Annotated in this window: 20 protein-coding genes; 8 read left to right on the top strand and 12 right to left on the bottom strand. The window is 51.5% G+C overall.

Going from position 1 to position 21132, the window contains the following annotated elements:
- Positions 1-85 precede the first annotated feature (85 nt).
- The 5 genes from JT719_RS08080 to JT719_RS08100 form a co-directional block, all read right to left on the bottom strand.
- A complete protein-coding gene (locus tag JT719_RS08080) occupies positions 86-427 on the bottom strand; it encodes a cupin domain-containing protein (protein ID WP_207432309.1) in 342 nt (113 codons plus the stop codon).
- A 220-nt stretch (positions 428-647) separates the two neighbouring features.
- Positions 648-1670, bottom strand: a complete 1023-nt coding sequence (locus JT719_RS08085) for an SDR family NAD(P)-dependent oxidoreductase (protein WP_207432310.1) — start codon at positions 1668-1670, stop codon at positions 648-650.
- Positions 1671-1674: 4 nt separating this feature from the next.
- Entirely contained in the window at positions 1675-4221 is a 2547-nt protein-coding gene (ligD, locus tag JT719_RS08090; protein WP_207432311.1) for a DNA ligase D, read from the bottom strand.
- A gap of 212 nt (positions 4222-4433) precedes the next feature.
- Entirely contained in the window at positions 4434-4973 is a 540-nt protein-coding gene (locus JT719_RS08095) for a hypothetical protein (RefSeq protein ID WP_207432312.1), read from the bottom strand.
- A gap of 301 nt (positions 4974-5274) precedes the next feature.
- Entirely contained in the window at positions 5275-5814 is a 540-nt protein-coding gene (locus JT719_RS08100) for an NUDIX domain-containing protein (protein ID WP_207432313.1), read from the bottom strand.
- Positions 5815-5980: 166 nt separating this feature from the next.
- Between JT719_RS08100 and JT719_RS08105 the strand changes: the two genes are divergently transcribed.
- The 4 genes from JT719_RS08105 (at position 5981) to JT719_RS08120 (ending at position 9489) form a co-directional block, all read left to right on the top strand.
- Entirely contained in the window at positions 5981-6445 is a 465-nt protein-coding gene (locus JT719_RS08105) for a DUF2059 domain-containing protein (RefSeq protein WP_207432315.1), read from the top strand.
- Positions 6446-6717: 272 nt separating this feature from the next.
- Positions 6718-7545 carry a phosphatase PAP2 family protein gene (locus tag JT719_RS08110; protein WP_207432317.1) on the top strand — a complete coding sequence of 276 codons (828 nt, stop codon included), beginning with the start codon at positions 6718-6720 and terminating at the stop codon, positions 7543-7545.
- A 41-nt stretch (positions 7546-7586) separates the two neighbouring features.
- Complete coding sequence (locus JT719_RS08115; protein ID WP_207432319.1) at positions 7587-8612, top strand: AraC family transcriptional regulator; 1026 nt, start codon at positions 7587-7589, stop codon at positions 8610-8612.
- Positions 8613-8691: 79 nt separating this feature from the next.
- Positions 8692-9489 carry a dienelactone hydrolase family protein gene (locus JT719_RS08120; RefSeq protein ID WP_207432321.1) on the top strand — a complete coding sequence of 266 codons (798 nt, stop codon included), beginning with the start codon at positions 8692-8694 and terminating at the stop codon, positions 9487-9489.
- A 124-nt stretch (positions 9490-9613) separates the two neighbouring features.
- Here JT719_RS08120 and JT719_RS08125 read toward each other — a convergent pair whose 3' ends face one another.
- Entirely contained in the window at positions 9614-10630 is a 1017-nt protein-coding gene (locus tag JT719_RS08125; protein WP_207432323.1) for an NAD(P)H-binding protein, read from the bottom strand.
- 192 nt (positions 10631-10822) lie between these two features.
- Between JT719_RS08125 and JT719_RS08130 the strand changes: the two genes are divergently transcribed.
- The 3 genes from JT719_RS08130 to JT719_RS08140 all read left to right on the top strand — a co-directional run bounded on the left by JT719_RS08130 (position 10823) and on the right by JT719_RS08140 (position 15066).
- Positions 10823-12628, top strand: coding sequence for a glycoside hydrolase family 3 protein (locus JT719_RS08130; protein WP_207432325.1), 1806 nt, complete (start codon positions 10823-10825; stop codon positions 12626-12628).
- Positions 12629-12721: 93 nt separating this feature from the next.
- Positions 12722-14011 (top strand): exo-beta-N-acetylmuramidase NamZ family protein, encoded by a 1290-nt coding sequence (locus JT719_RS08135; protein ID WP_207432327.1) that lies wholly within the window; start codon positions 12722-12724, stop codon positions 14009-14011.
- Between the two features lie 29 nt (positions 14012-14040).
- Complete coding sequence (locus tag JT719_RS08140; protein WP_207432328.1) at positions 14041-15066, top strand: alkaline phosphatase family protein; 1026 nt, start codon at positions 14041-14043, stop codon at positions 15064-15066.
- 61 nt (positions 15067-15127) lie between these two features.
- Here the strand turns inward: JT719_RS08140 and JT719_RS08145 are convergent, their stop codons facing one another.
- From JT719_RS08145 to JT719_RS08165, 5 genes are all read right to left on the bottom strand, one after another.
- Positions 15128-15907: a CDP-alcohol phosphatidyltransferase family protein gene (locus JT719_RS08145; RefSeq protein WP_207432329.1), complete on the bottom strand. Its 780-nt coding sequence runs from the start codon at positions 15905-15907 to the stop codon at positions 15128-15130.
- Between the two features lie 35 nt (positions 15908-15942).
- On the bottom strand, positions 15943-16314 hold the full coding sequence (locus tag JT719_RS08150) for a GtrA family protein (protein ID WP_207432330.1): 372 nt from the start codon (positions 16312-16314) through the stop codon (positions 15943-15945).
- Between the two features lie 445 nt (positions 16315-16759).
- Positions 16760-18085, bottom strand: a complete 1326-nt coding sequence (locus JT719_RS08155; protein WP_207432331.1) for an inositol-3-phosphate synthase — start codon at positions 18083-18085, stop codon at positions 16760-16762.
- Positions 18086-18444: 359 nt separating this feature from the next.
- Complete coding sequence (locus tag JT719_RS08160) at positions 18445-18648, bottom strand: type II toxin-antitoxin system antitoxin (protein ID WP_207432332.1); 204 nt, start codon at positions 18646-18648, stop codon at positions 18445-18447.
- A gap of 3 nt (positions 18649-18651) precedes the next feature.
- Positions 18652-19503: an SPFH domain-containing protein gene (locus JT719_RS08165; RefSeq protein WP_207432333.1), complete on the bottom strand. Its 852-nt coding sequence runs from the start codon at positions 19501-19503 to the stop codon at positions 18652-18654.
- Positions 19504-19696: 193 nt separating this feature from the next.
- Between JT719_RS08165 and JT719_RS08170 the strand changes: the two genes are divergently transcribed.
- Positions 19697-20059, top strand: a complete 363-nt coding sequence (locus JT719_RS08170; RefSeq protein WP_207432334.1) for an SPW repeat domain-containing protein — start codon at positions 19697-19699, stop codon at positions 20057-20059.
- Between the two features lie 112 nt (positions 20060-20171).
- On the opposite strand, the gene JT719_RS08175 is transcribed toward JT719_RS08170, so the two are convergent.
- Positions 20172-21131: a bestrophin family protein gene (locus JT719_RS08175; protein ID WP_207432335.1), complete on the bottom strand. Its 960-nt coding sequence runs from the start codon at positions 21129-21131 to the stop codon at positions 20172-20174.
- Between the last annotated feature and the right edge of the window lies 1 nt (position 21132).

Here is a 21132-nt window from a genome sequence, read left to right on the forward strand (position 1 = left end):
CAAGAACAGTAACATTATGCCAGCAACCAAGGGTTGCAACAAGCCAGGGATGGTAACCAAGAGGATAGCAGGAGCTTCAAAGCCATCAGCCTTCGTCACGTCCTTTCACTTGCGCCGGTGGCGCTGTAGCCTCCACTGCGGTAAAAGGCTCCAGAATCTTGTAGGTGTGCGAGGCTCCCTTGGGCACTACGTAAGAATTGCCGGGCACCAATAACACCATCTGCCCTTCCACGTGCAGTTCTGCCCGACCGGAGATAACATATCCTACGGTTTCGTACTCGCGGCGCACCTCGGGCTTTGAATCGCCGGGTTGCTCGTTTTCCCAAAGGCGCATGGAAACTGTTTTACCTGAAGCCAGGTATTTTTCTCCGTCTTCCCCTTTGGGAGAAAACGCACCGTCAATTTTGGTTACTGTGGTATCACTCATCGTTTTATCTGTTGGTTGGCGAGTTAAGATGTACGGTGTTTTCATTGTTTTGTCACGAATGGGGTCTGCTAAGTCACAGATTTCCTGCGGATTTGGTAGATATAGAAAGCAGAAATCTAAAGAGCAGCATAATTTGAATTCTGTTTCAAGCCCGATTTCTGGAAACCAGCCCTAAAACAGAATTCTGGTGCAGACCTGTAGAGAACCATGCAGCAATTGCCTAAAACTCATTGTTTTCCTCGGCGGCTTTTTGGTTTGGCGCATTCAGCCCCGATTGCGTAAGCTCTGTCTCGCTTTCGTGGCCGCGTACTGCTTTTTTACCAATGCCGCCCGGTCCCGGCAACAGGTAGTTGGTCAGGCCCAGCATATCGGTTACCGTGCCGGGGAAAAGGCCGTGCAAGCTGATGATCAGTTTGGCGTAGATACCCAGGGTAGCCTCGGCTCTGCCGTACCGGCAGGCGTCAATAATCTTACGGGCGGCAACATCGGCGGCCAGGGAAATCAATGGATTGGCGTCTGTCAAGGCGAAGAGCGTGTATTCTTTCTGGTTCTGCCCTTTGATGAACGCGTTCCGGGCACTGCCGGTACGCATGAGCCACGGGTTGATGGTAGTGACGTAAATGCCGTCTTTCAGTAACTCAGCCCGGAAACCTTCTGACAGGCCCACCAGAGCAAACTTACTGCCACTGTACGGCACTAGGTGCGGCACACTCACTTTGCCGCCAAAAGAGGCGATGTTCACAATGCGGCCCTCGCCGCGGCGCTTCATCTCGGGGACTACTTCCAGCATGGTGTACAGAGAGCCCCAGTAGTGGATGTCCATGGTCGCTTTAAAGTCTTCCACCGTCATCTCTTCCAGCGGACCGGCTGCAATGATGCCGGCGTTGTTAATGAGCACCTCCACGGGTCCTAACTGCTGGCTTATCTCGGCAACCATGGCTTTTACCTGGGCCTGATCGCTCACGTCACAGTTAAAGGCTAGCACCTCTGCCCCACCCGCCTGCAACTCTTCGCGGGCAGCGTCCAGTTGATGTTGGGTGCGGGAGCAAATGGCAATTTTAGCCCCCTGCTCAGCGAACATTCGTGCCAGCACCAAACCCAGCCCCCTGCTACCGCCGGTAATGAGCACCGTACGGTCTTTGAAGGAGAATTCATTTTTCTTGCGGGAGTAGTAGGTCAAGGCCAGAAGCGCCCCCACGCCTGCCCCTGCCAACAATAGATTTTTCTTTTTTCTGTTTTCCATAGCTTTATTTTTGGAGTCTCTTCAAGTATGCCGCTACGTCAATGCCCTGGCCCAGCACCGGCTGGAAAATATCGCCCAGTTTTTTCACGCGCTGCGGCACGTTCTTAATGGTAAACTGCGAAGGGTGCAATCCTGTTTTCACTTCTTTCCACTGCAAGGGCGTGGAAACGGTTGCGCCTTCTTTAGGGCGCACGCAGTACGGGGCGGCAATGGTCTGGGCAATAGCGTTCTGCAGGAAATCAATATAGATCTGGTTCCGGCGTTCTTTGGGGCTGCGCTCCAGGCTGGTGAGTTTGGGCAGCTTCTCATGCACCCGTTGAGCCAGGGCATACGCCAGTTCTTTCACTTGCTCAAAAGGCCATTGAGCGCCCAGTGGCACGTACAGGTGCATGCCCGTGGCCCCGGAGGTCTTGGCGTACACCGGTATTTCCAGGTCATCCAGCACCTCTTTGGCGGCCAGGGCAGTTTCCACCACTTCATCATACGTGTTCTCGCCGGGGTCCAGGTCCAGCACCAGGTAATCGGGTTTGTTTAGGTGCTGCAGCCGTGAGTTCCACGGGTTCAGCTGGATGCAACCTAAGTTGTTCAGATACGCCAAGGTGGCTTTGTTCTGGCAAATGATATAGTCTACGTCTTTGCCCGTAGACTCAGCGGTGATAGCGGTGGTCTCCACCCAGTCTGGGGCGTGCTCTCCGGCGTCTTTCTGGAAAAAACCGGGTTTGGAGATGCCGTTCGGGTGCCGCAGCAACGACTCAGGCCGGTCTTTCAGGTAAGGCAAGAGTACATCGGCCATGGTTTGGTAGTAGAGCACCAGGTCTTTCTTGGTAATGCCTTCCTCTGGCCAATACAGCTTATCGGGATGGCTGATGGTAACCGAATGGTGGTCTAATTCCAGGACAAACTCATGTTCTTCCACTTTCTGTTTTGGGGCTGTTTTCGATTTTTTAGGCTCTTTTTGGGTGGAGGACTTAGTACGTACGTCCTGGGAGGCGACGGACTGTTCCTGCACCACGTCTTTGGCTTTCTTGTCTACGCGCAGGCCTTCAAAGATGGCTTGCCGCATCTGCCCGTCAGCGGTCCACTCCGCGAAGGACAGCTCGCAGACCAGCTCGGGTTTTACCCAGGTCACGTCGCGACTCAGGGGTACTTTCTCTTTGAACGGCGATTTTTCCTGCACCAGCGGCTCCAGCTTTTCTTTCAGTTCCTGCAGGCTTTGCCGATTGAAGCCGCTGCCGCTTTGGCCTACGTATTTCAGCTCTTTGCCTTGGTACACGCCCAAAACCAGCGCCCCAATGTGCTCCCGGCTGCCCTTGGGTTGGGTGAAGCCGGCAATAATGGCCTCTTGCCTGAGATGCGTTTTGATCTTGAGCCAATCGGCGGAGCGTTTCCCTGGCAGGTACTTGCTGCTGGCGGCTTTGGCCATGATGCCTTCCCATTGGTTCTGCTGCGCTTCTTTAAAAAACGAGGTTCCGTCTCCAACGCGATGTTCGCTGTAGCGCAGCGGGTCGGGGGCGTTTTTCAGCACCTCGGCTAGCTTTTCTTTTCTCCTGATGAGCGGTTCCTGGGTAAGGTCTTGCCCGTTGAGGTACAGCAGATCGAAAATATAGTAGTACAGGTGCTCTGATGGGGTGTTCTGGTAGTTCTGCAGCGCCTGGAAATCGGCTTTGCCGTTCTGGTCTAGAATTACCAATTCCCCGTCAAAAACGGCCTGGTGCTGCAGTTTCTCTAGGGCTTTCACCACGGGCGCGTATTTCTCTCTGAAGGATTTACCGTTACGGGAGTAGAGTTCTACCTGCCCGTTTTCCACCTCGGCCACGGCCCGGTACCCATCCCATTTCACCTCGAAAAGCCAGTTGGGGTCATCAAAGGGCCCATCGGTGAGTTTGGCGGTCATGGGCACAACCTGGTGCGGCATCGGTCCCGATTTCCCCTCTTGGGGAGATGGTTGGTCTTTGCTTTTCTTTTTACCAGTGGATTTCTTGCTAACCAATTTCTTGCCTGGTTCTGCTCTTCCCTCGGCGTAGTCTTCGGCATCATACGGCTCAGGGGTTGCGAACTCGTCTTTCTTTTTAAGGAGCAACCAGGCGTCTTCCTGCCGGCCTTTCATTTTCACCAGCGAGAATTCGCCTTTGAGTTTTTCGCCCTCCAGCACAAAGTGCAGGCTGCCTTCTGCCAGTTCCTGGAGCATCTGCTTTTCGCCCTGGGCGCGGGAAGTAATTTCCACGGCGTGGAAGGTGCCCTGGTCCCAGATGTCTACGTGGCCGGCTCCGTAGTTTCCTTCTGGTATGTCGCCTTCAAAGGTGCGGTAGCTGAACGGGTGGTCTTCCACGGCTACGGCCAGCCGCTTGTCTGAGGGGTTAAGAGACGGACCTTTGGGTACCGCCCAGCTTTTAAGAACGCCTTCCAGTTCTAGCCGGAAATCATAATGCAGTTTGGAGGCTTGGTGCCGGTGCACCACAAATTGCAGAGGGCCTTTGTTTTTGGCCTCTTTTCCTGCAGGCTCCGGGGTTTGGTCAAAGTGTCTTTTCTGGTTATATTCTTCTAGACTCATAGGTACGGGGTTCCGGGTGAAGAGCCTGCCTTATTTCCGCCTTGCTTAGTAGTATAAAAACCGCTTGGCGGGGCGGCTCAGTCCTTGTACGGATAAAACCACTTTGCTGCCATGTGGCCCTTACAGGATGTTTCAAGCCTGTTTTCTTCAAACTCCTGAAAAACAGAGAGGCCTGTCTCTGGTAAGAAACAGGCCTCTCTGGGTAAAACGGATTAGTGTCTGGCACCTCTACCCGCAATGTCTGGATTGTTGTTATCGTCTTTGGCTCCTTTGTTAGGAGAGACTTTTTTATCCTCGGGGTCACCACCTTGACCGGCATGTCCGCTGCTGCGTCCGCCGCCGGTACCGTCGTTGCCGTTGTGGTTTCCTTTGAACCCGCTGTGGCTATCGCTCAAACCACCGGTGTGGGTACCATAGCCAGTGTCTTTGTCACTTTCGGCGCCGTGAATGGGTCGAGTCTTCTCGGTTGGATGTTTGCCCAGCTCCATATCTCTTTCACCGTAGCCACCGCCGCGGCGGCCCTGCACGTCGCCTCCGCCGTTAATGTCTATGTGGGGCGTACCGCCATCCTGTTTCCCGTTGTCATCCACGATGTTTCCGCTGGAGTCATAGTTGGCGGTGCTGCCACCCTCGGCTTTGGTACCGTAGTTATGGTCTGCGAATACGCCATTCCCGTTGTTTCCGTCCTCGTTGTTATTGCTGCCAGATCCGCTCATTTTTGGAGTGTCCTGGTCTCTATTTTGCTCTTCCATAGTCTCGTCAGGTTTTGGTTGTTACAACAAACTTGCGTATCTGTTTACGGGAGCCAGCAGGGAGAGTTAATCTTCAATAGCTTTTTAAGATTAATCCTATCAGGTGCTCCAGTTCCCGGCTCAACTAACCCGGCTGCCTCATGGTTGAACTGCTCCATTTTACGTCATCACGGTTGTAGCTAAACCAGCTCTTCCTGTTTTTAAGCTCGTTTTCGGAAACCGGGTTTAAAACACAGAAACAAATATTCTTCATTGCGGCAGTTACAGAAGCAAGCAGTCAGTTTCACGCAAAGGCGATGACCTATTTCTGTTTCTGTAAGTTGGGCAGCAGGTTGACTTTGGCCCACTCTACGGCCATGATGGTTTTTCCGTCTATGAAAGATTGTTTGGCCAACTGCTCGGCTGAATATTCCACGGTGTTGATGGATTCATTCTCGTCTTCTTTCCCGCCGCCTTCGGCTATTTTCTTGCTTACCTCCACATAGAACAGGTAGATTTTCTCTGAGAAAGCCCCCGGCGAGGGATAATATTCATAGAGGGGTTGCAGGTGGTCTACGGCGTAGCCAATCTCTTCTTCAATCTCGCGGGTGATGGCAACATCGGGCTTTTCGTCTTTGCTGTCCAGCATGCCCGCTACGGTTTCTACCAGGTCCTGCTCAATGGCGGCCCTGAACTGTTTCACGAAAATGAATTTCTGCTTTTTGGTATCATACACCAGGGCAGCGGCGGCTTTACCGGTCTGGAAGACCTCGCGGGTAAATTCTTTGCCCTGGTCTTCCACGGTGAAAACCTGCAGACGATAGTAGCCCTGGTAGGCGGTTTCTTTCTTGGTTATTTTCATAAGTGAGAGAATGGCTAAGGAAAAATCAATGGTAGAATTTCTTTCCCCGTGGTACGCGCGGGGGCGGGCACCGGTTTACGTCTAAGGTTGCTTCCAAAATAAATAAACTGGTTAAGTGGCTATTCTGGGCCTAAATGCGTATTTAGGAGCAAATATCCGTTTTCAAATGAAAAAATTCTTATCCATGTGGGTGGTCCTGCTGTTGGTTGCAGTAGGCAGTGCACAAGCACAGACTCAACCCCAAAGCAGCCACTACAAAGCGGCAGAAACCCTGCTCCTCACCATGGGCAGCCCCAAAACCATTGACGACAACCTTCAGCAGATGCTGACCATGCAAATGGAGCAGGTGCCTGCCATGAAGGCCGCTGAACTGGAGGTACGTTCTTTCTTTTCAAAATACATGAACTGGGATGCCATCAAAGATGATTTGATCAAGCTTTACATGGATGAATTCACGGAGAAAGAACTGAAAGACATGAACACTTTCTACCAGACCCCAACCGGTAAAAAACTGGCCGCCAAGCAATCTATCCTTACCATGAAGAGCGCTCAGATTGGACAGGCGAAGGTAGAACCGCACATGATGGAGCTGCAGCAAGCCATTCAGAAGAAAATGCAAGGCGATAATTAAGCCTGGTCTCAACCCCGCTGGATTATCTACTTTTCAATCGCCCTCGCCTTCCGGCCAGGGCGATTTTCTTTTTACCCTAATGCTGTATGAACCAGTAGCCTACGGTTCGTTTACTAATTCTACCAGGCTCCAACTTATCTTATATTGGTCCCTTCAATTGCCGGATTAAAAGAGAACGCGACTTAATTCACCGAAAAGTAATGCATCAGGAAACTAAAAAAGGTAATTTATACTTTCCTGAACATCTACCCTTTTGACAATTAAGCTTTTGCATGCGTTCCCTGCTTCTAACTCTGGCGTTGCTCTTCCTGTTTAGAGCAACTGTGTCTGCTGCTACCCTTGGGCTTGACACTTTAAATGTAACTACTGACACTACCTTTCTCCAGACCAAACCGGAACTTACCTGGACTCAGAAACACCGGAAACTGTTGCTGCGGTCTTCTTCGGCCCTGCTGGCCACCGGACTGTTCATTGCCTCTTACCAACACTTTGACCGGCCTATCCACGTTTTGTCCCAGGCCAGTCGTACTCCCTTAACCAACAATACCGCAAAAGTACTGCAACCCATGGGTACAGCGCTTCCGCTGCACGCCACGTTTGCCGCTATGTTCACCATTGGTGCCCTGGCCAAACGCCCCAAGATGAGAGACGCAGCCATTGTTGGTTTGGGAAGCTTCTATATCAACTCCCTGGTCACCGATAAACTGAAGAAAACTTTCCAGCGCCACAGACCCTCCAACACAAGTGACAGCCAATTGTTTGATGGGGCAGACGGCAACGGTACCAACACCTCCTTTCCGTCGTCGCACACTTCCAATGCCTTTGCCGCTGCTACGGCCATTGCCTCGGTGTACCATGACAGCCGATGGGTGCCGCAGCTTGCCTACGGGGTTGCCACACTGGTAGGCCTCTCACGGATCAATGACAACAAGCATTGGGCCTCAGATGTACTGGCGGGCGCAGCCGTTGGGTACCTAACCGGTAAAGCTACGTATTGGGGGTACAGCCACCTGAAGGGGAAACTCTCTAAGCCCAAATGGGTGGTAACCCCAACCTGGCAAAGCGGTCAGGCGGGCGTAAATGCCTCGCTCCGGTTCTAGGCCTGGTGGCGCCATTTAGTTAATTTGGTTACCTTTAAGGTATGCCAATCTCCCTTCGCGAAGAACCCACCATTTCAGTGCAGCTGCTGAACATGACGCTGCAAATAACCCAGGAAGAAGGTCTGGACAATGCTGCCCTATGCCAGGCGGCAGGTCTGGACCTTCGTCTTTTAGCCGATTGGGAAGCGCGGGTTCCCTTCAGTGCCCAAAACCGGCTGTGGCGCGCCATCTTAGATGCCTCTGGCAATGAACAGTTTGGTTTACTGGTGGGAGAACGGTTTCAACCGCAAGCCGCCAGCACCGTGGCCTATGTCATGATGCATGCCCCTACCCTGGGCAAGGCTATGGAGAAATGCGGCCAATACCAGGCCCTGCTTTGCGATGCCACCCATTTGCGGTACCATCCGCAGGAAGCCACCTTCACCCTGGAGTTTCTGGTGCCCTGGGTTCCGGAGACCCGGTACACCATAGATAAAATGGTGGCCCTGTTCACTATGGTCATGCGGCAGATGACGTGCCAGGACATAGCTCCCGTGCAGGTAGGCTTCCAGTTTCCGGCTCCCGCCGATGTCTCCGGCTATCACCGCATTCTGCCCAGAACAGAGTTTCTTTTTGACTGCGACATCAATTACATCAAATTTAAGCCGGAGGACCTGGAAACACCCGTGCGTGGTGCCAACGTGGATTTGTACCGCATCTTTGAGCAGCACGCCCAAACCCTGCTGGCCAAGCATCAGCAAACGCACTCCCTGACGTACCTGGTCAACGCAGAGTTGATGAAACTTTTGCGTGCCGAGGCCCCCACCGTAGAGATGGTTGCCCATAACCTGGGTATGAGCGTCCGGAGCCTGCAGTTGAAGTTGCAACAGGAGAATACCTCTTTTCAAGCTATTTTGAACGAAACACGCAAAGAACTGGCCCAGCTTTACCTGAGAGACCGGCACCTCTCCAAAGCAGACATCGCGTATCTGCTTGGTTTCTCAGAGGTAAGCGTCTTTTCCAGAACTTTTAAGAAGTGGACAGGTTCTACCCCAAGCCAATACCAGGCTGAACTGCTACCTTCGTAGCGGCTTTTGCAAATCTTTATGACCGCAGCGTAAGTATAGAGGTTGGCTAAGCGTAACACCCATAACCTTATTATCATCTATGAAAAAGCTTTCATTTGCTTTTGTCTTCATTCTTACTGTCATGGCACAACTCTCCGCCCAGGCCCAGCAAATTAAAACGCAGCTGGTAGAGTACAAAGAGGGAAACACCACCCTGGAAGGATATCTGGCGTACGATGCCTCCAAAAAAGGCAAACTTCCCGGGGTATTGGTGGTACACGAGTGGAACGGGCTCAATGACTACACCAAACAGCGCTGTGAGCAGTTAGCCAAGATGGGCTACGTGGCCTTTGCGGCCGATATCTACGGCAAAGGCGTAAGACCCAAAACCCCTCAGGAGTCTGGGGCCGAAGCCGGAAAATACAAGAACAACATTCCGCTGCTGCGCCAACGGGTAAATGCCGCCCTGGCCCAGTTAAAGAAACAACCAAACGTAGACGCCTCTAAAACTGCTGCCATTGGCTACTGTTTTGGGGGTACCACGGTGCTGGAACTAGCCCGCAGCGGTGCCGATGTAGCCGGGGTAGTAAGCTTCCACGGAGGTCTGGGCACCCCAAACCCAGCCGATGCCTCCAACATCAAAGCGAAAGTGCTGGTTGCCCACGGTGCCATTGACCCCTTCGTGCCGAAAGCTGAACTAGATGCCTTCTTCAAGGAAATGAACGACGCCAACGTAGATTACCAGTTCAACGCCTACAGCGGCGCGGTGCACTCTTTCACCAATCCGGGGGCGGGCTCAGACATCAAGCAAGGAGCCGCCTACAACGCCACCGCCGACCGTCGGTCCTGGGAGGCGATGAAGCTGTTCTTTAATGAATTGTTCTCGGCCAGGAAATAGACATTCTAAGAGAAACCTCAAAGCCGATGCAGGTACGCTTCCTGCATCGGCTTTTTTTATGGCGTGGCAGGTGTTTTGAGGCAGTTATGGCCAAAGATCATTCAAACCAGAACCTTGGTCCTTCTTAAGCCACTGCCGCTGCCTCTCTCCTGTTTTTAACCTTTTTTCCTGATTTCAGCCGGTTTTCGGTGAACCAATCTAAAGTGGTTTGAATGGCTTCCTGCATGGGTGTTTCTTTCAGGTTGGGGAACATGGTTTTCCGGAGGCTATCGTCCAGGAGGATGCTGTTCTCAAACAAGTAAAGCATTTCTTCCAGCTCCCGCATCATGGGCTGAAACCAACCCAGTACTTTGAACAGCATCTTGGGATATACCCTTACCTTAGGCGTTACTGCAGCTACCTCGGCAATCTGGGTTAGCCAGGAACGCATACTGGGCACCGTGTGGCTGGCGTAGTTGAGCACAGTATAAGCAGTGGGGAACGAAGACAAGGCAGCTGCTACCATAAACCGGGCGGCATCTGGGGTATACGCCATCTGATGGGGTATATCTGCGTCTACCAACCAAGGCATGGCATTACCTTGCAAGGCTCCTTCAAAAATGGGGGCAAAGCCCGCGTTGGTCACATTGGGTCCCCAGAAATCTGGGAGGCGTACGTTCACCACGCGCAGGTTTCCGTTTTGGGCCAATTTTTCTAACAACTGCTCCAAATGAAGCCGTAGCTGCCCTTTTCTGGTATCCGGGGCGGGAACATCGGTTTCTTTGATAGGCCTGGAGGTGTTGCCGTAGGAGTACACATTACCGGGGAACAGCAGGGTGGCTCCTGCCGCTGATGCCGCTTCTATGATGTTCTGGGTGACTGGTTTCATGAACTCCTCCCATTGGTGATATGGATAGTTCACGGCATGTACCACCAACTGCTTTCCTTGCGCAACCGCCAGCACTTCTTCTTTCCTGGTGGCATCGCCTGACACAATCTGCAGGCCAGGAGCATCCCCAAACAATTGGCGGGCTCTAGCAGGGTTTCTAGCCAGAACTGTTACAGAAAAGTTTTGCTCCAGCAGCTCTTTGGTAACAGCGTACCCAATGGCCCCTGTGGCTCCCAGAACCAGGCTAGACAGGTGAGAAGAATTGGTTTTCATGGCGTTCAGCGTTAAGGTGAAAGAATGAAACAAAGCTACGCCCTTTGAAAACCTTGGTGTTGACCACCTACGTATTTGATTTGACCATTTACGCAAAGCAGGTCTAACTATCACCTGCCGATACCGTAAGGATAAGGCTTCTGCAGAACATCCCCCGTTTTGCCGCCACCCAAGTTGTAACCCCTAGTTCAAATGCCCTCAGTTTCTGTTCAGAGATCGTCTTTTCTTGTGTATGGTTTGGTTTTGCTTTTGGCAGGCATGGCTTTTTCGGCGTGTAAAAAGAAGAATCCGCATGCCGAGGATACCGTGGTCTTTAAACCGCAGCCCATCTCCCCTGAGGACACCATCAAATACCCCAATGAGCTGATCACTACCCTTAACCGGAAAAACCGCTGGGTAGACTCGGTGTTCAGGCGCATGACACCAGATGAGCGCATCACCCAACTCATGATGATTGAGGTCTTCTCCAACCAGGGCCAGAAACATGAAGAGGATGTCCTCAAACTCATTAAACGGTACAAGGTGGGTGGTTTGATTTTCTTCCAAGGCGGACCGGTACGGCAAGCTAAGCTGACCAACCGGCTACAGGCAGCCTCCAAAGTGCCCCTCTGGATTGGAATGGACGCTGAAAACGGCATTGGCATGCGCATGGACAGCGCCATGCAATATCCCCTGCCCATGTTGCTGGGTGCCATTAACAACGATAGCCTCATCTACCGCATGGGCGCCGAGATGGCGTTTGAGTTTAAACGCCTGGGCATGCACCTGAATTTTGCCCCGGTGGTAGACGTGAACAACAATCCGCAGAACCCCATTATCAGTTACCGGGCGTTTGGGGAGAATAAAAACGACGTGAGTTCCAAAAGTCTGGCCCAGATGCAGGGCATGCAGGACAACGGCATCATTGCCACCGCCAAACACTTTCCTGGCCACGGCGATACCGATGTAGACTCGCATCTTGACTTGCCCGTAATCCCTTACGGTCGCAATCGGCTAGACTCACTTGAACTGTATCCGTTCCGGCATCTGATCCAAAGCGGGGTAGGCGGTATCATGGTAGGGCATATCCACTTGCCTAAACTTGACTCCACCACCAACCTTCCTGCCTCCCTTTCTAAACCTATTGTGAATGGAATCCTCAAAAAGGAACTGCGCTATGGGGGGCTCATTTTCACCGATGCCATGGTCATGAAAGGCGTTACCAAATACTTTGAGCCTGGCGAAGCCGAAGTAATGGCGCTGGAGGCGGGCAACGATGTGCTGGAACGCCTGGTAAGTGTTCCCAAGGCTTTGAGCGCTATCAGGAAAGCCATCAGGCAAGGCAGGCTCAGCCAACAGGAAATTGACCGCAGATGCAAGAAAGTACTCGCAGCCAAGTACTGGGTGGGGCTCAATAACTACCAGCCCATCAAGATAGACAGCCTGTACCAGGACCTGCACGCCCCGCACGCACACGAAATGCTTCGGCAACTAGCGGAGGGATCGCTTACCTTGCTGCAGAACAAGCGCAACCAGATTCCGCTGGAAAACAAGAAGCGCCGGACCATTGCCAGCCTGGCCGTGGGAGGCACCAGAACTACCTTTTTCCAGAAGAAAATAAAGGAACAACTGGCAGTTAAAGATTACTTTCTACCCCGCCGCACCAAAAAGAAAGACCTGGAGAAACTCAGGAAAGAACTGCTCAAGCATGACCTTCTTCTGATCAGTATTTACGGTCCCAGCATCAGGCCCAGCAATAACCTGGGGTTCACGCCAGAAGACAGAGCCTTGGTGAATGAGCTCATCCGCAAGAAAAGAAGCATTGTGGTGCTCTTTGACAACGCCTATACCTTGAACCGGTTTGAGGATGTCCATCAGGCCACTGCTTTGCTGGTAGGCTACCAGCAATTACCCGCGGTACAGGCCGCTGCGGCCAGACTGATCATGGGCAATTTAAAACCGCAGGGCAAACTGCCGGTAACAGTGAACAAACATTTCCAGTACGGCGAGGGACTCTAATCTCCATACTCACTCCTGTTTCAGGTTCATTTTCAGCAAAATAGCCCTAAAACAAGTAGTGGAAAGATATACTTCTTTCACTATATTGTAGGCATGAAAATACGTTTTTCCCTCAGCGTGTTTTACCTGCTGATCTTCCAGTTGCTTACACACGCGCCGGCTTCCGCGCAATCAAGCAAAACGGCCAAAGCCGTCTCTCCCTCTGACCGGGTCATTATTGGCATAGAGCGCCTGGTTACGCCGGAGTTTCTGCCTTACATCCAGAACCGGCGGGTAGCCATTCTTACTAACCATACCGGTGTTATGCCAGACCAAAGCCACATTGTGGATCTGCTGCACGCCCGCTCAGATGTGAAGGTGGTCAAATTATTCAGCCCGGAACACGGTATCCGGGGCGAGGCCGATACCCATGTGTCTGATGACGTGGATAAGAAAACCGGCCTGAAGGTTATTTCTTTATACGGCAAGGTGCGCAAACCAACCCCAGAGATGTTGCAGGACGTTGATGTGCTGCTCTTTGATATTCAGGATGTGGGAGCCCGTTACTACACCTACATTGCCACCATGGCCGCCGTGCTGGAAGCCGCCGCTGAAAACAAAAAGCAGATGATTGTTCTGGACCGGCCAAACCCAATCACAGGAGTGTATGTAGACGGCGTGGTAGGGAAAAACGCCAAAGAACCCGTTTCCGGACCTAATTACCTGCCCATCACGCACGGAATGACGGTAGGGGAACTGGCTCGGATGTTCAACGGGGAACGTGCCGCCAGGAAGTTACCTCAAGCCGAGCTGATGGTAGTGCCCATGCGCCATTACGCCCGCAGCCAGTGGTTTGACCAATCTGGTTTGCCCTGGGTAAAACCCTCCCCCAACATGCTGAACCTGACCACGGCTTCTCTGTACCCGGCTACCTGCATTCTGGAAGGCACCAACGTTTCTGAGGGACGCGGCACCCTGCAACCGTTTGAATTCATTGGCGCTCCCTGGATTGACGGCGAAAAACTGGCGAAGCAACTGAACAGCTATAAACTGGCGGGCATCACGTTCAAACCTACCCAGTTCAAACCAGACAGCGTGGTAGACGGCATCCGGATTTATCCGCCCAAGTTTGTGGGCCAGACCTGCAGCGGAGTACAGGCCGTGATCACAGACCGAAGTAAGTTTGAATCGGCTAAGGCCAGCGTCTACATCATCCATGCCCTCAAGACGCTCTACCCTACCCAGCTGGAGTGGAAGAACACTCGCCTGGATGGCCTCTGGAAAACCGATGTGCCCCGCACCCGCCTTTTAGCGGGTGATTCTCCTAAAAATATCATTTCTGACTGGACACCTGAATTGACTTATTTTAAGCAAGTTAGAGCCAAATACCTGCTCTATCCGTAAAAGGCTGACATCATACAAGAGAAGAATACATGGGTAAAGGGTTTTCGATCTACCTCCTGCTTTTACTTTCTGGATTAGGATTGCACGGCTGTCAATCTTCCACCAACACCAGAAACCATGAAGCAGCAACTATTAAGGCTGCCACTGTTTTAGAGGAACCAAAACACTCATACGCCACTAAAAACGTGATCCTGGTGGTCATAGACGGGGTACGGTACTCTGAGTCCTGGGGTGATTCTACCCGGCGCTATATTCCGCACATGACTAAACTGGCCTCCAAGGGCCTCTTCCACCCAGCGTTTTATAACCAGGGAGTTACCCTCACTAATCCAGGGCACGCAGCCTTAACCACCGGTAAATACCAGCGCCTGAAGAACAACGGCAGCGAGATTCCTGATTATCCATCGGTTTTTCATTATTACCGGAAATTCACCGGTGCTCCCGCCCAGGATGCCTGGATTATTACCAGTAAAGACAAACTGGAAATACTGGCCCGTACCAACAGCTCAGAATCTGCGGCAGCCTTTGCCCCGTCTGTTGACTGCGGCGTGGAAGGCTTAGGCTCCGGCTACCGCGATGATACCACCACCCTTAGGGTTGCCAAAAGACTGCTGGCGAAACACACCCCCAAGACAGCACTCATCAACCTGAGAGGGCCGGATTCAGAGGCTCACCTTAAAAACTGGGAAGGGTATCTGGGCGCTATTCAGGAAACCGATAAGATGGTGTCGGACCTCTGGAGCTGGCTACAAAAGCACCCAGAATACAAAAACACCACTACCCTGCTCATCACCAATGACCATGGGCGGCACACCGGCACCCAATTCCAGAATCACGGCGATAATTGCAAGGGCTGTCGGCATATCAGTTTGCTGGTGCTCGGCCCCGATGTAAAGCCCGGCACTTTGGCATCCAGGCCCCGGTCCCAGGTAGATGTGGCGCCCACCATGGCAGAACTGTTAGGCGTTCCTTTCCCGCAGCGGGATGGCGAGCCCATGCTGGAGCTATTTGAAAGAAAACAGGCCAGAAACCTGAACAAAACAAAAGCGCTTTAGGGGTGCTTTCTGTAAAACAGCCCTAAAAACGCTTCCGTATTCTTTCACAAGCTTGAATTTTTTACTGGTCTGCCAGGGCTTTCTCCTTCAGTTCAATGGCATGCTTGGCTTCCCTCAACCGGGTAATGGCAGTGATATTGGTGAAAATGGCGAGGACCGTGATAGGAACCGTGAAAATGGACATGGTCTCGAAAATGTGGAACGGAATGCCGGGCACATACAGCTTGTAGTCACCGCCAATAATGGAGGAGGCAATACCGCAGAACATACCGGCCAGGGCAATCAGCACCACTCTCTCTGGCCGCTGAAAGAAACCGCCTTTGCAGTCCACGCCTAATCCCTCGGCCCGGGCTCTGGTATAACTCACCATCATAGAGCCAATCATGGCAATAAACGCGAAAAGCGAACTCAGGAAATAATGATGCGCCATGAGGTAGTAACAGATGCCTAGGAACATGATCAGCTCACTGTACCTGTCCAGCACCGAGTCATACAAAGCCCCGAAGGTGGATCCCATCTTGCCCATCCGGGCTACTTGCCCGTCCAGCATATCAAAGAGGCCCGCCATCATAATTAGGAAACCGGCCCAACCCACGTAAGACAAATCGTCTCGGTTCTCGCTCTCCCCGCCAACCACAAAGATGACGGCCACCCCCACGTTCATAATGAACCCGGTAGTGGTAACGGCATTAGGCGTAAAACCAAGCCTGATCAGCAGCCTGACAAAGGGATTCACAATCTTGTAGATACCCTGTTGCAGAAAGACCTTCCATGCCTTTTCGTCTGTGGTTTTCTGCACCTCAAAGTTGGTATCCAGATCTATTTTCTCACTTGTTTCCATGTACCCAAAGTCAAAAAATTGGCAAAATGCATAGACTATCTAAATACAAACTTCTTTTGCATGAGGTAATTATACCCAATTCCCACCAGAAGCGACGTAATGACTTTAGAGATAATGTAGCTGGTGCCGCTGTAATGAGTAATCACATACACACCCGCCGCATTCAGGAAAATACTTCCCAGCCAGATAATGAAGTACCTCATAGCCTGAGGCACCACATCAGCGTCTTCTGAGTGGAAGACCCATGACCGGCCTAAGGCAAAATGGAAAACCCCGCCGCACACGGTACCCAGCAAAGAAGCTGTTACATACCAGCTTTTGAAAAACTCTACTGCTATAATTGTTACCAGAAAATCAACTACTGTGGCAACCGCCGAGGCGGTTTGGGCCTTTAAGAAGGTCAGCATCTAAAGCAGTTTAATGTGAATCTACATTTGTAACACAAGATTAGCTAACGCTCCGGCCACCACATCGGCCAGCATCACACCCCAGTTGCCTTTCACTTGAATGGTTCAACTGATGTACAAAGGGTTGAGAATGTCAAAAACCGGAACAACACTAATCTTGTCAGAAGAGAAGAGAAAAAAGCCCGTACCGCTCTCACAGCCATACACCTGCCTACCACTTCATCTATCACAACCTTTTATCGTCTTTTTCCTGGTAAGGTTCTAAGGTTCTACTTTATTGGCTCACCAAATGCCTAAAACAATAAGATTTTCTGGCTATTGTCTCTGGCGGTCATTCATCTGCGGCAGATACCAAAAAAGGCAGGTAGCCTCGGTTGCTACCGTACCACCTCCCTTTTTCGTGTGTTTTACCCAAAACCAGCCGAAACCAGTCTGGGAATATTTCTTATAAAGCCTCTACCAGATCCTGGTAGTAATCCAGGCCCAGGTGGGTGATCAGGTCCTCGCCCATCATGTGGCGCAGGGTGTTCTGCAGCTTCATCAATTGCTTGAAGATGTCGTGCTCGGGGGCAAGTCCCTCGGCGGTTTGCGGCGACTTGTAGTAGAAGCTCAGCCACTCCTGGATGCCGCTCATGCCGGCCCGCTGCGCCAGGTCGGTGAACAGGGCTAGGTCAAGAACAAGTGGGGCCGCTAAAATAGAGTCGCGGCACAGGAAGTTGATCTTGATCTGCATCTGGTAACCCAGCCAGCCGAAGATATCGATGTTGTCCCAGCTTTCTTTGTTATCGCCGTGCGGCGGGTAGTAATTGATGCGCACTTTGTGGTACATGTCTCCGTAGAGTTCTGGGTTTGATTCCGGTTTGAAGATCTCGTCCAGCACGCTCAGCTTGCTTACCTCTTTGGTCTTGAAGTTATCCGGATGGTCCAGCACGTACCCGTCGCGGTTTCCCAGGATGTTGGAGGAGAACCAGCCTCTCACGCCTAAAGCACGCGCGTGCAGCCCGGGGGCCAGGATGGTCTTCATCAAGGTCTGCCCGGTCTTGAAGTCCTTGCCGGAGATGGCGATGCCGTGCTCTTTTGCTAATTCAACGATGGCTGGGATGTCCACGGTCAGGTTAGGCGCCCCGTTGGCGAAAGGAACGCCGGACTTGATGGCCGCATACGCGTAGATCATGCTCGGGGCGATAGCCGGGTCGTTGTTGCGCAGGCCTTCCTCAAACGCCTCGATGGATCTGTGCACATCAGATTCTTCGATGTAGATCTCGGTGGAACCGCACCATACCATCACCAGGCGGTCGCAGTCATTCGCTTCTCTGAAGTTCAGGATATCGTCCATCAGCATTTCGGCCAGCTCCATCTTGTTGGCGCCCTCTTTCACGTGGGTGCCGTCCAGGTTGCGGGCGTAGGCTTTGTCAAACACCGCTTTCATGGGCTTCAACGCCTCTAACTCCGGCTTGATGGCGTGCAGCAGCATGGGCTCCAGCACCTTGGCGTTCACCGCTGCCTCAAACACGTTGTCTGAGTACACGTCCCAGCCTCCGAACACAATGTCAGAAAGATCTGCCAGCGGAACAAAGTCTTTGATCAATGGGTAACGGTTCTCGGTGCGCTTGCCCAACCGGATGCTTCCCATTTGGGTAAGAGACCCGATAGGCTGCGCCAATCCTTTTCTTACGGCCTCTACACCGGCAATAAAGGTAGTAGCCACGGCTCCCAAACCCGGAATCAGGATTCCTAAACGCCCTTTGGCATCTTTTACTTGATATTCCATATGTTCAAATTAAGCTTTAGTAATGGGTGTCTCTTTTGGCAGATTATGCTTGCTTAAGTTATCTATAATTTACTCAATCTCAACTAGGTATATACCCACTTTCTGCAAGCATTTTTACTAGTTTCCTCTGAGGAACTACTTAGTCACAAATTCATCTATATATATGACTTACTATATATCTTAGAAAGAATCTATGTACGTCTTGCTTAGGTAAAAGTTAGCGCACCTCTCAAAAAAATAACCAGCCGGTAAAAAGGCAGAGCCTCTGCAGGAAAGCGTTTCATGTACTTCCTACAGAGTCTCAACACGTTATGTCTATGTGCTCCTGATTTTTCTGGATAAGCCGTTTTGATTAAATATTAACTGCCAGAACCCTCAGGGGTACTTTCGCCTTCCTGAGGTTCTTCTTTGGGTTTAGGCAACCGGCCAGATTTTTTAAGCGCTTCCTGAATAATCCATTCAATCTGGCCGTTAGTGCTTCTGAACTCGTCTGCGGCCCATTTTTCCACAGCTTTCATCATCTCAGCGTTCATGCGCAGGGCAAACGATTTTTTCTCGGCCATAGGCTAGTGATGTAAAGTTCCGGCATTTACCACGGGGGCCACCGCACGGTCTGAACACAGAACCACCATGAGGTTACTTACCATAGCGGCTTTGCGTTCCTCGTCAAAATCTACCAACCGTTTGTCATTGAGCTCAGCCAAAGCCATCTCTACCATACCCACGGCGCCCTCCACAATTTTGGCCCGGGCTGCTACAATGGCCGTGGCTTGCTGGCGCTGCAACATGGCACTGGCAATTTCCTGCGCATACGCCAGATAACTAATACGGGCCTCCAGCACATGGATACCGGCAATGGCCAGCCGTTCCATCAGTTCACGCTCCAGTTCATCGTTCACTTCCTGGCTGCTGCCCCGGAGAGAAATCTCACTTTCATCCTGAAAATTATCATAAGGGTAAGCCCCGGCCAGTTTCCGCATGGCAGACTCACTCTGTACTTTCACAAAGGTTTCAAAGTTGTCTACCTCAAAAGCGGCTCTGAAGGTTTCCTCTACCCGCCAGACCAACACCACCCCAATCATGATAGGGTTTCCCAGTTTGTCATTCACCTTGATGGGGTTAGTGTCCAGGTTGCGGGCCCTGAGCGAGATGCTTTTAGAAGCGAAAAAAGGATTTACCCAGAAGAAACCGTTCTGCTTGATGGTTCCCTTGTACTCGCCAAACAGGGTAAGCACCTTAGTCTCATTGGGGTTGATGATCTTGAACCCCTTCCCGATGAACACAAAAATCAGGGAAAAGGGGCCCAGGGTCCCAGCTCCCAGGTAATAGACAGAAGCTATAGCTACTCCAATCAGCAGCAGCAGAAGAATGAGGATGGTATAACCTGAGGCGGGATGGTATGGTTTTTCAGCTTTCATAGACTTATTTCATTTTGATATCATATTGATATCAACTAAGATAATGTATGGAGCTTACAGAAGAAAGCATTATTTCAAAAACCGTATTTAACCAACCGTAACTTATTCAAAATCAGTACAAACCCGCATAGCCACTCAGTTTCGCCTGCGTATATAAAAGCAAAGATTTGTTGATTAACTAAAGGAGGTTGATATGCGTGTTATCCCCACCAGTATTCACGGTGTTATTGATTATCTCACTGCCATTTTACTGATTGCCTCACCCTGGCTGTTTGGCTTTTACCAGGGCGGAGCAGAAACCTGGGTGCCGGTTGCCGTTGGCGCTATTATTCTCATCCAGGCCCTGATGACCCGTAATGAAACCGGGGCTATCAAAATGTTGCCGATGCCTGCCCACATTGTGAGCGATTTAGCCATTGGTTTGTTCCTGGCCTTGTCTCCCTGGCTGTTCATGTTCCATGATGTGATCTGGGGACCTCACTTTGTGATAGGAGTGATGATTGTGGGTGAAGCTATTTTAACCAGAATGACTCCCTCTACTTCCGTTTCAAGGTAAGTTTTGTTTGTTTATGTGAAACAGAAAGGCTCCTCTGCTTGGCAGAGGAGCCTTTCTGTTTCAGGCCTGTTTTCGGGAAAACAGGCCGTAATTAGCCGATCAGCGACCTGGGCTATAAGACAACTCCTTTTTCCAGGTTCTTGGGTGCCGGGAAGTTGGTATCTCCCCAGTGCTCTTTCAGGTTGGTTTCAATGGACAGCGAAAGCGCGGTAAGCGGCACATCCTCCAGGCGGTTCTCAAAGGGATCTTCCATGCGTTCGCCCACCAGATCAAGGCACAGGAACACAAAAGAGATAATCACCGATACCGGAATACTGGCCCAGCCAATCTCATCTACAAACACAAAGGGCAGCAAGGAGGCATGAATAAACACGAATACCCGGGAGAAATAGCTGTATTGCCTTGGGAACGGCGTGTTCTTGATGCGCTCGCACCGCCCCTGGATGTTGTTGAACTCCACCAGGGTTTGTTCCAGTTGCACAAAACGGAAATCAGAAAGCCAGCCCCGTTCAAAGGCAAACCTCAGGTCATCGCCCTGTAAATTGAGCAGGTAGTTGGGTGGATTGTTCTTGCCGCTGAACGCCTTAAACTCATTTGGGGACAGGAACGAAACCGTATCTGTATAGTCATTGGTTTCTTCAATGATTTCTTCCTGCTTGGTTTCATTGTAGGGTTTAGGATGGCGCAGGAATACCCGCAGCGCGTGCACAAACCCCATGTGCCGGTACACCATGCGTCTCTGCAATTGCTTTACTTCCTCGGTATCTTCATGGTTGGTGGGCACAATCATGGTGATGACTTCCCGGCCCCAGGCCCGACTGCTGTTCACCAATTGGCCCCAGATCTGGCGGGCTTCCCACCAGCGCTCATAGGCGTTGCTGTTCTTGAAACCCAGGAAAATAGCAAGCGCCGTACTCAGCGCGGTGAGCGTGCTGAACGGCAAGTGCAGATGCAGGGCCTCAAAATAATCATGCAGCAGGTAGACCGCCACGGAGAGCAGAAGATAATACAGCACACCTTGCCAGGTGTAGTGGGCAATTACACTCCACTTAAGATTTCGTTGTACAAGCATA

Origin of the sequence: Sabulibacter ruber (assembly GCF_017355955.1) — a bacterium.
Taxonomy (GTDB): Bacteria; Bacteroidota; Bacteroidia; order Cytophagales; family Hymenobacteraceae; genus Nibribacter; species Nibribacter ruber_A.

Bases quoted from the DNA above. Each gene is read 5' to 3' on its own strand.
- JT719_RS08080 (WP_207432309.1), bottom strand. From the start codon at position 427: ATGAGTGATACCACAGTAACCAAAATTGACGGTGCGTTTTCTCCCAAA.
- JT719_RS08085 (WP_207432310.1), bottom strand. From the start codon at position 1,670: ATGGAAAACAGAAAAAAGAAAAATCTATTGTTGGCAGGGGCAGGCGTG.
- ligD (WP_207432311.1), bottom strand. From the start codon at position 4,221: ATGAGTCTAGAAGAATATAACCAGAAAAGACACTTTGACCAAACCCCG.
- JT719_RS08095 (WP_207432312.1), bottom strand. From the start codon at position 4,973: ATGGAAGAGCAAAATAGAGACCAGGACACTCCAAAAATGAGCGGATCT.
- JT719_RS08100 (WP_207432313.1), bottom strand. From the start codon at position 5,814: ATGAAAATAACCAAGAAAGAAACCGCCTACCAGGGCTACTATCGTCTG.
- JT719_RS08105 (WP_207432315.1), top strand. From the start codon at position 5,981: ATGAAAAAATTCTTATCCATGTGGGTGGTCCTGCTGTTGGTTGCAGTA.
- JT719_RS08110 (WP_207432317.1), top strand. From the start codon at position 6,718: ATGCGTTCCCTGCTTCTAACTCTGGCGTTGCTCTTCCTGTTTAGAGCA.
- JT719_RS08115 (WP_207432319.1), top strand. From the start codon at position 7,587: ATGCCAATCTCCCTTCGCGAAGAACCCACCATTTCAGTGCAGCTGCTG.
- JT719_RS08120 (WP_207432321.1), top strand. From the start codon at position 8,692: ATGAAAAAGCTTTCATTTGCTTTTGTCTTCATTCTTACTGTCATGGCA.
- JT719_RS08125 (WP_207432323.1), bottom strand. From the start codon at position 10,630: ATGAAAACCAATTCTTCTCACCTGTCTAGCCTGGTTCTGGGAGCCACA.
- JT719_RS08130 (WP_207432325.1), top strand. From the start codon at position 10,823: ATGCCCTCAGTTTCTGTTCAGAGATCGTCTTTTCTTGTGTATGGTTTG.
- JT719_RS08135 (WP_207432327.1), top strand. From the start codon at position 12,722: ATGAAAATACGTTTTTCCCTCAGCGTGTTTTACCTGCTGATCTTCCAG.
- JT719_RS08140 (WP_207432328.1), top strand. From the start codon at position 14,041: ATGGGTAAAGGGTTTTCGATCTACCTCCTGCTTTTACTTTCTGGATTA.
- JT719_RS08145 (WP_207432329.1), bottom strand. From the start codon at position 15,907: ATGGAAACAAGTGAGAAAATAGATCTGGATACCAACTTTGAGGTGCAG.
- JT719_RS08150 (WP_207432330.1), bottom strand. From the start codon at position 16,314: ATGCTGACCTTCTTAAAGGCCCAAACCGCCTCGGCGGTTGCCACAGTA.
- JT719_RS08155 (WP_207432331.1), bottom strand. From the start codon at position 18,085: ATGGAATATCAAGTAAAAGATGCCAAAGGGCGTTTAGGAATCCTGATT.
- JT719_RS08160 (WP_207432332.1), bottom strand. From the start codon at position 18,648: ATGGCCGAGAAAAAATCGTTTGCCCTGCGCATGAACGCTGAGATGATG.
- JT719_RS08165 (WP_207432333.1), bottom strand. From the start codon at position 19,503: ATGAAAGCTGAAAAACCATACCATCCCGCCTCAGGTTATACCATCCTC.
- JT719_RS08170 (WP_207432334.1), top strand. From the start codon at position 19,697: ATGCGTGTTATCCCCACCAGTATTCACGGTGTTATTGATTATCTCACT.
- JT719_RS08175 (WP_207432335.1), bottom strand. From the start codon at position 21,131: ATGCTTGTACAACGAAATCTTAAGTGGAGTGTAATTGCCCACTACACC.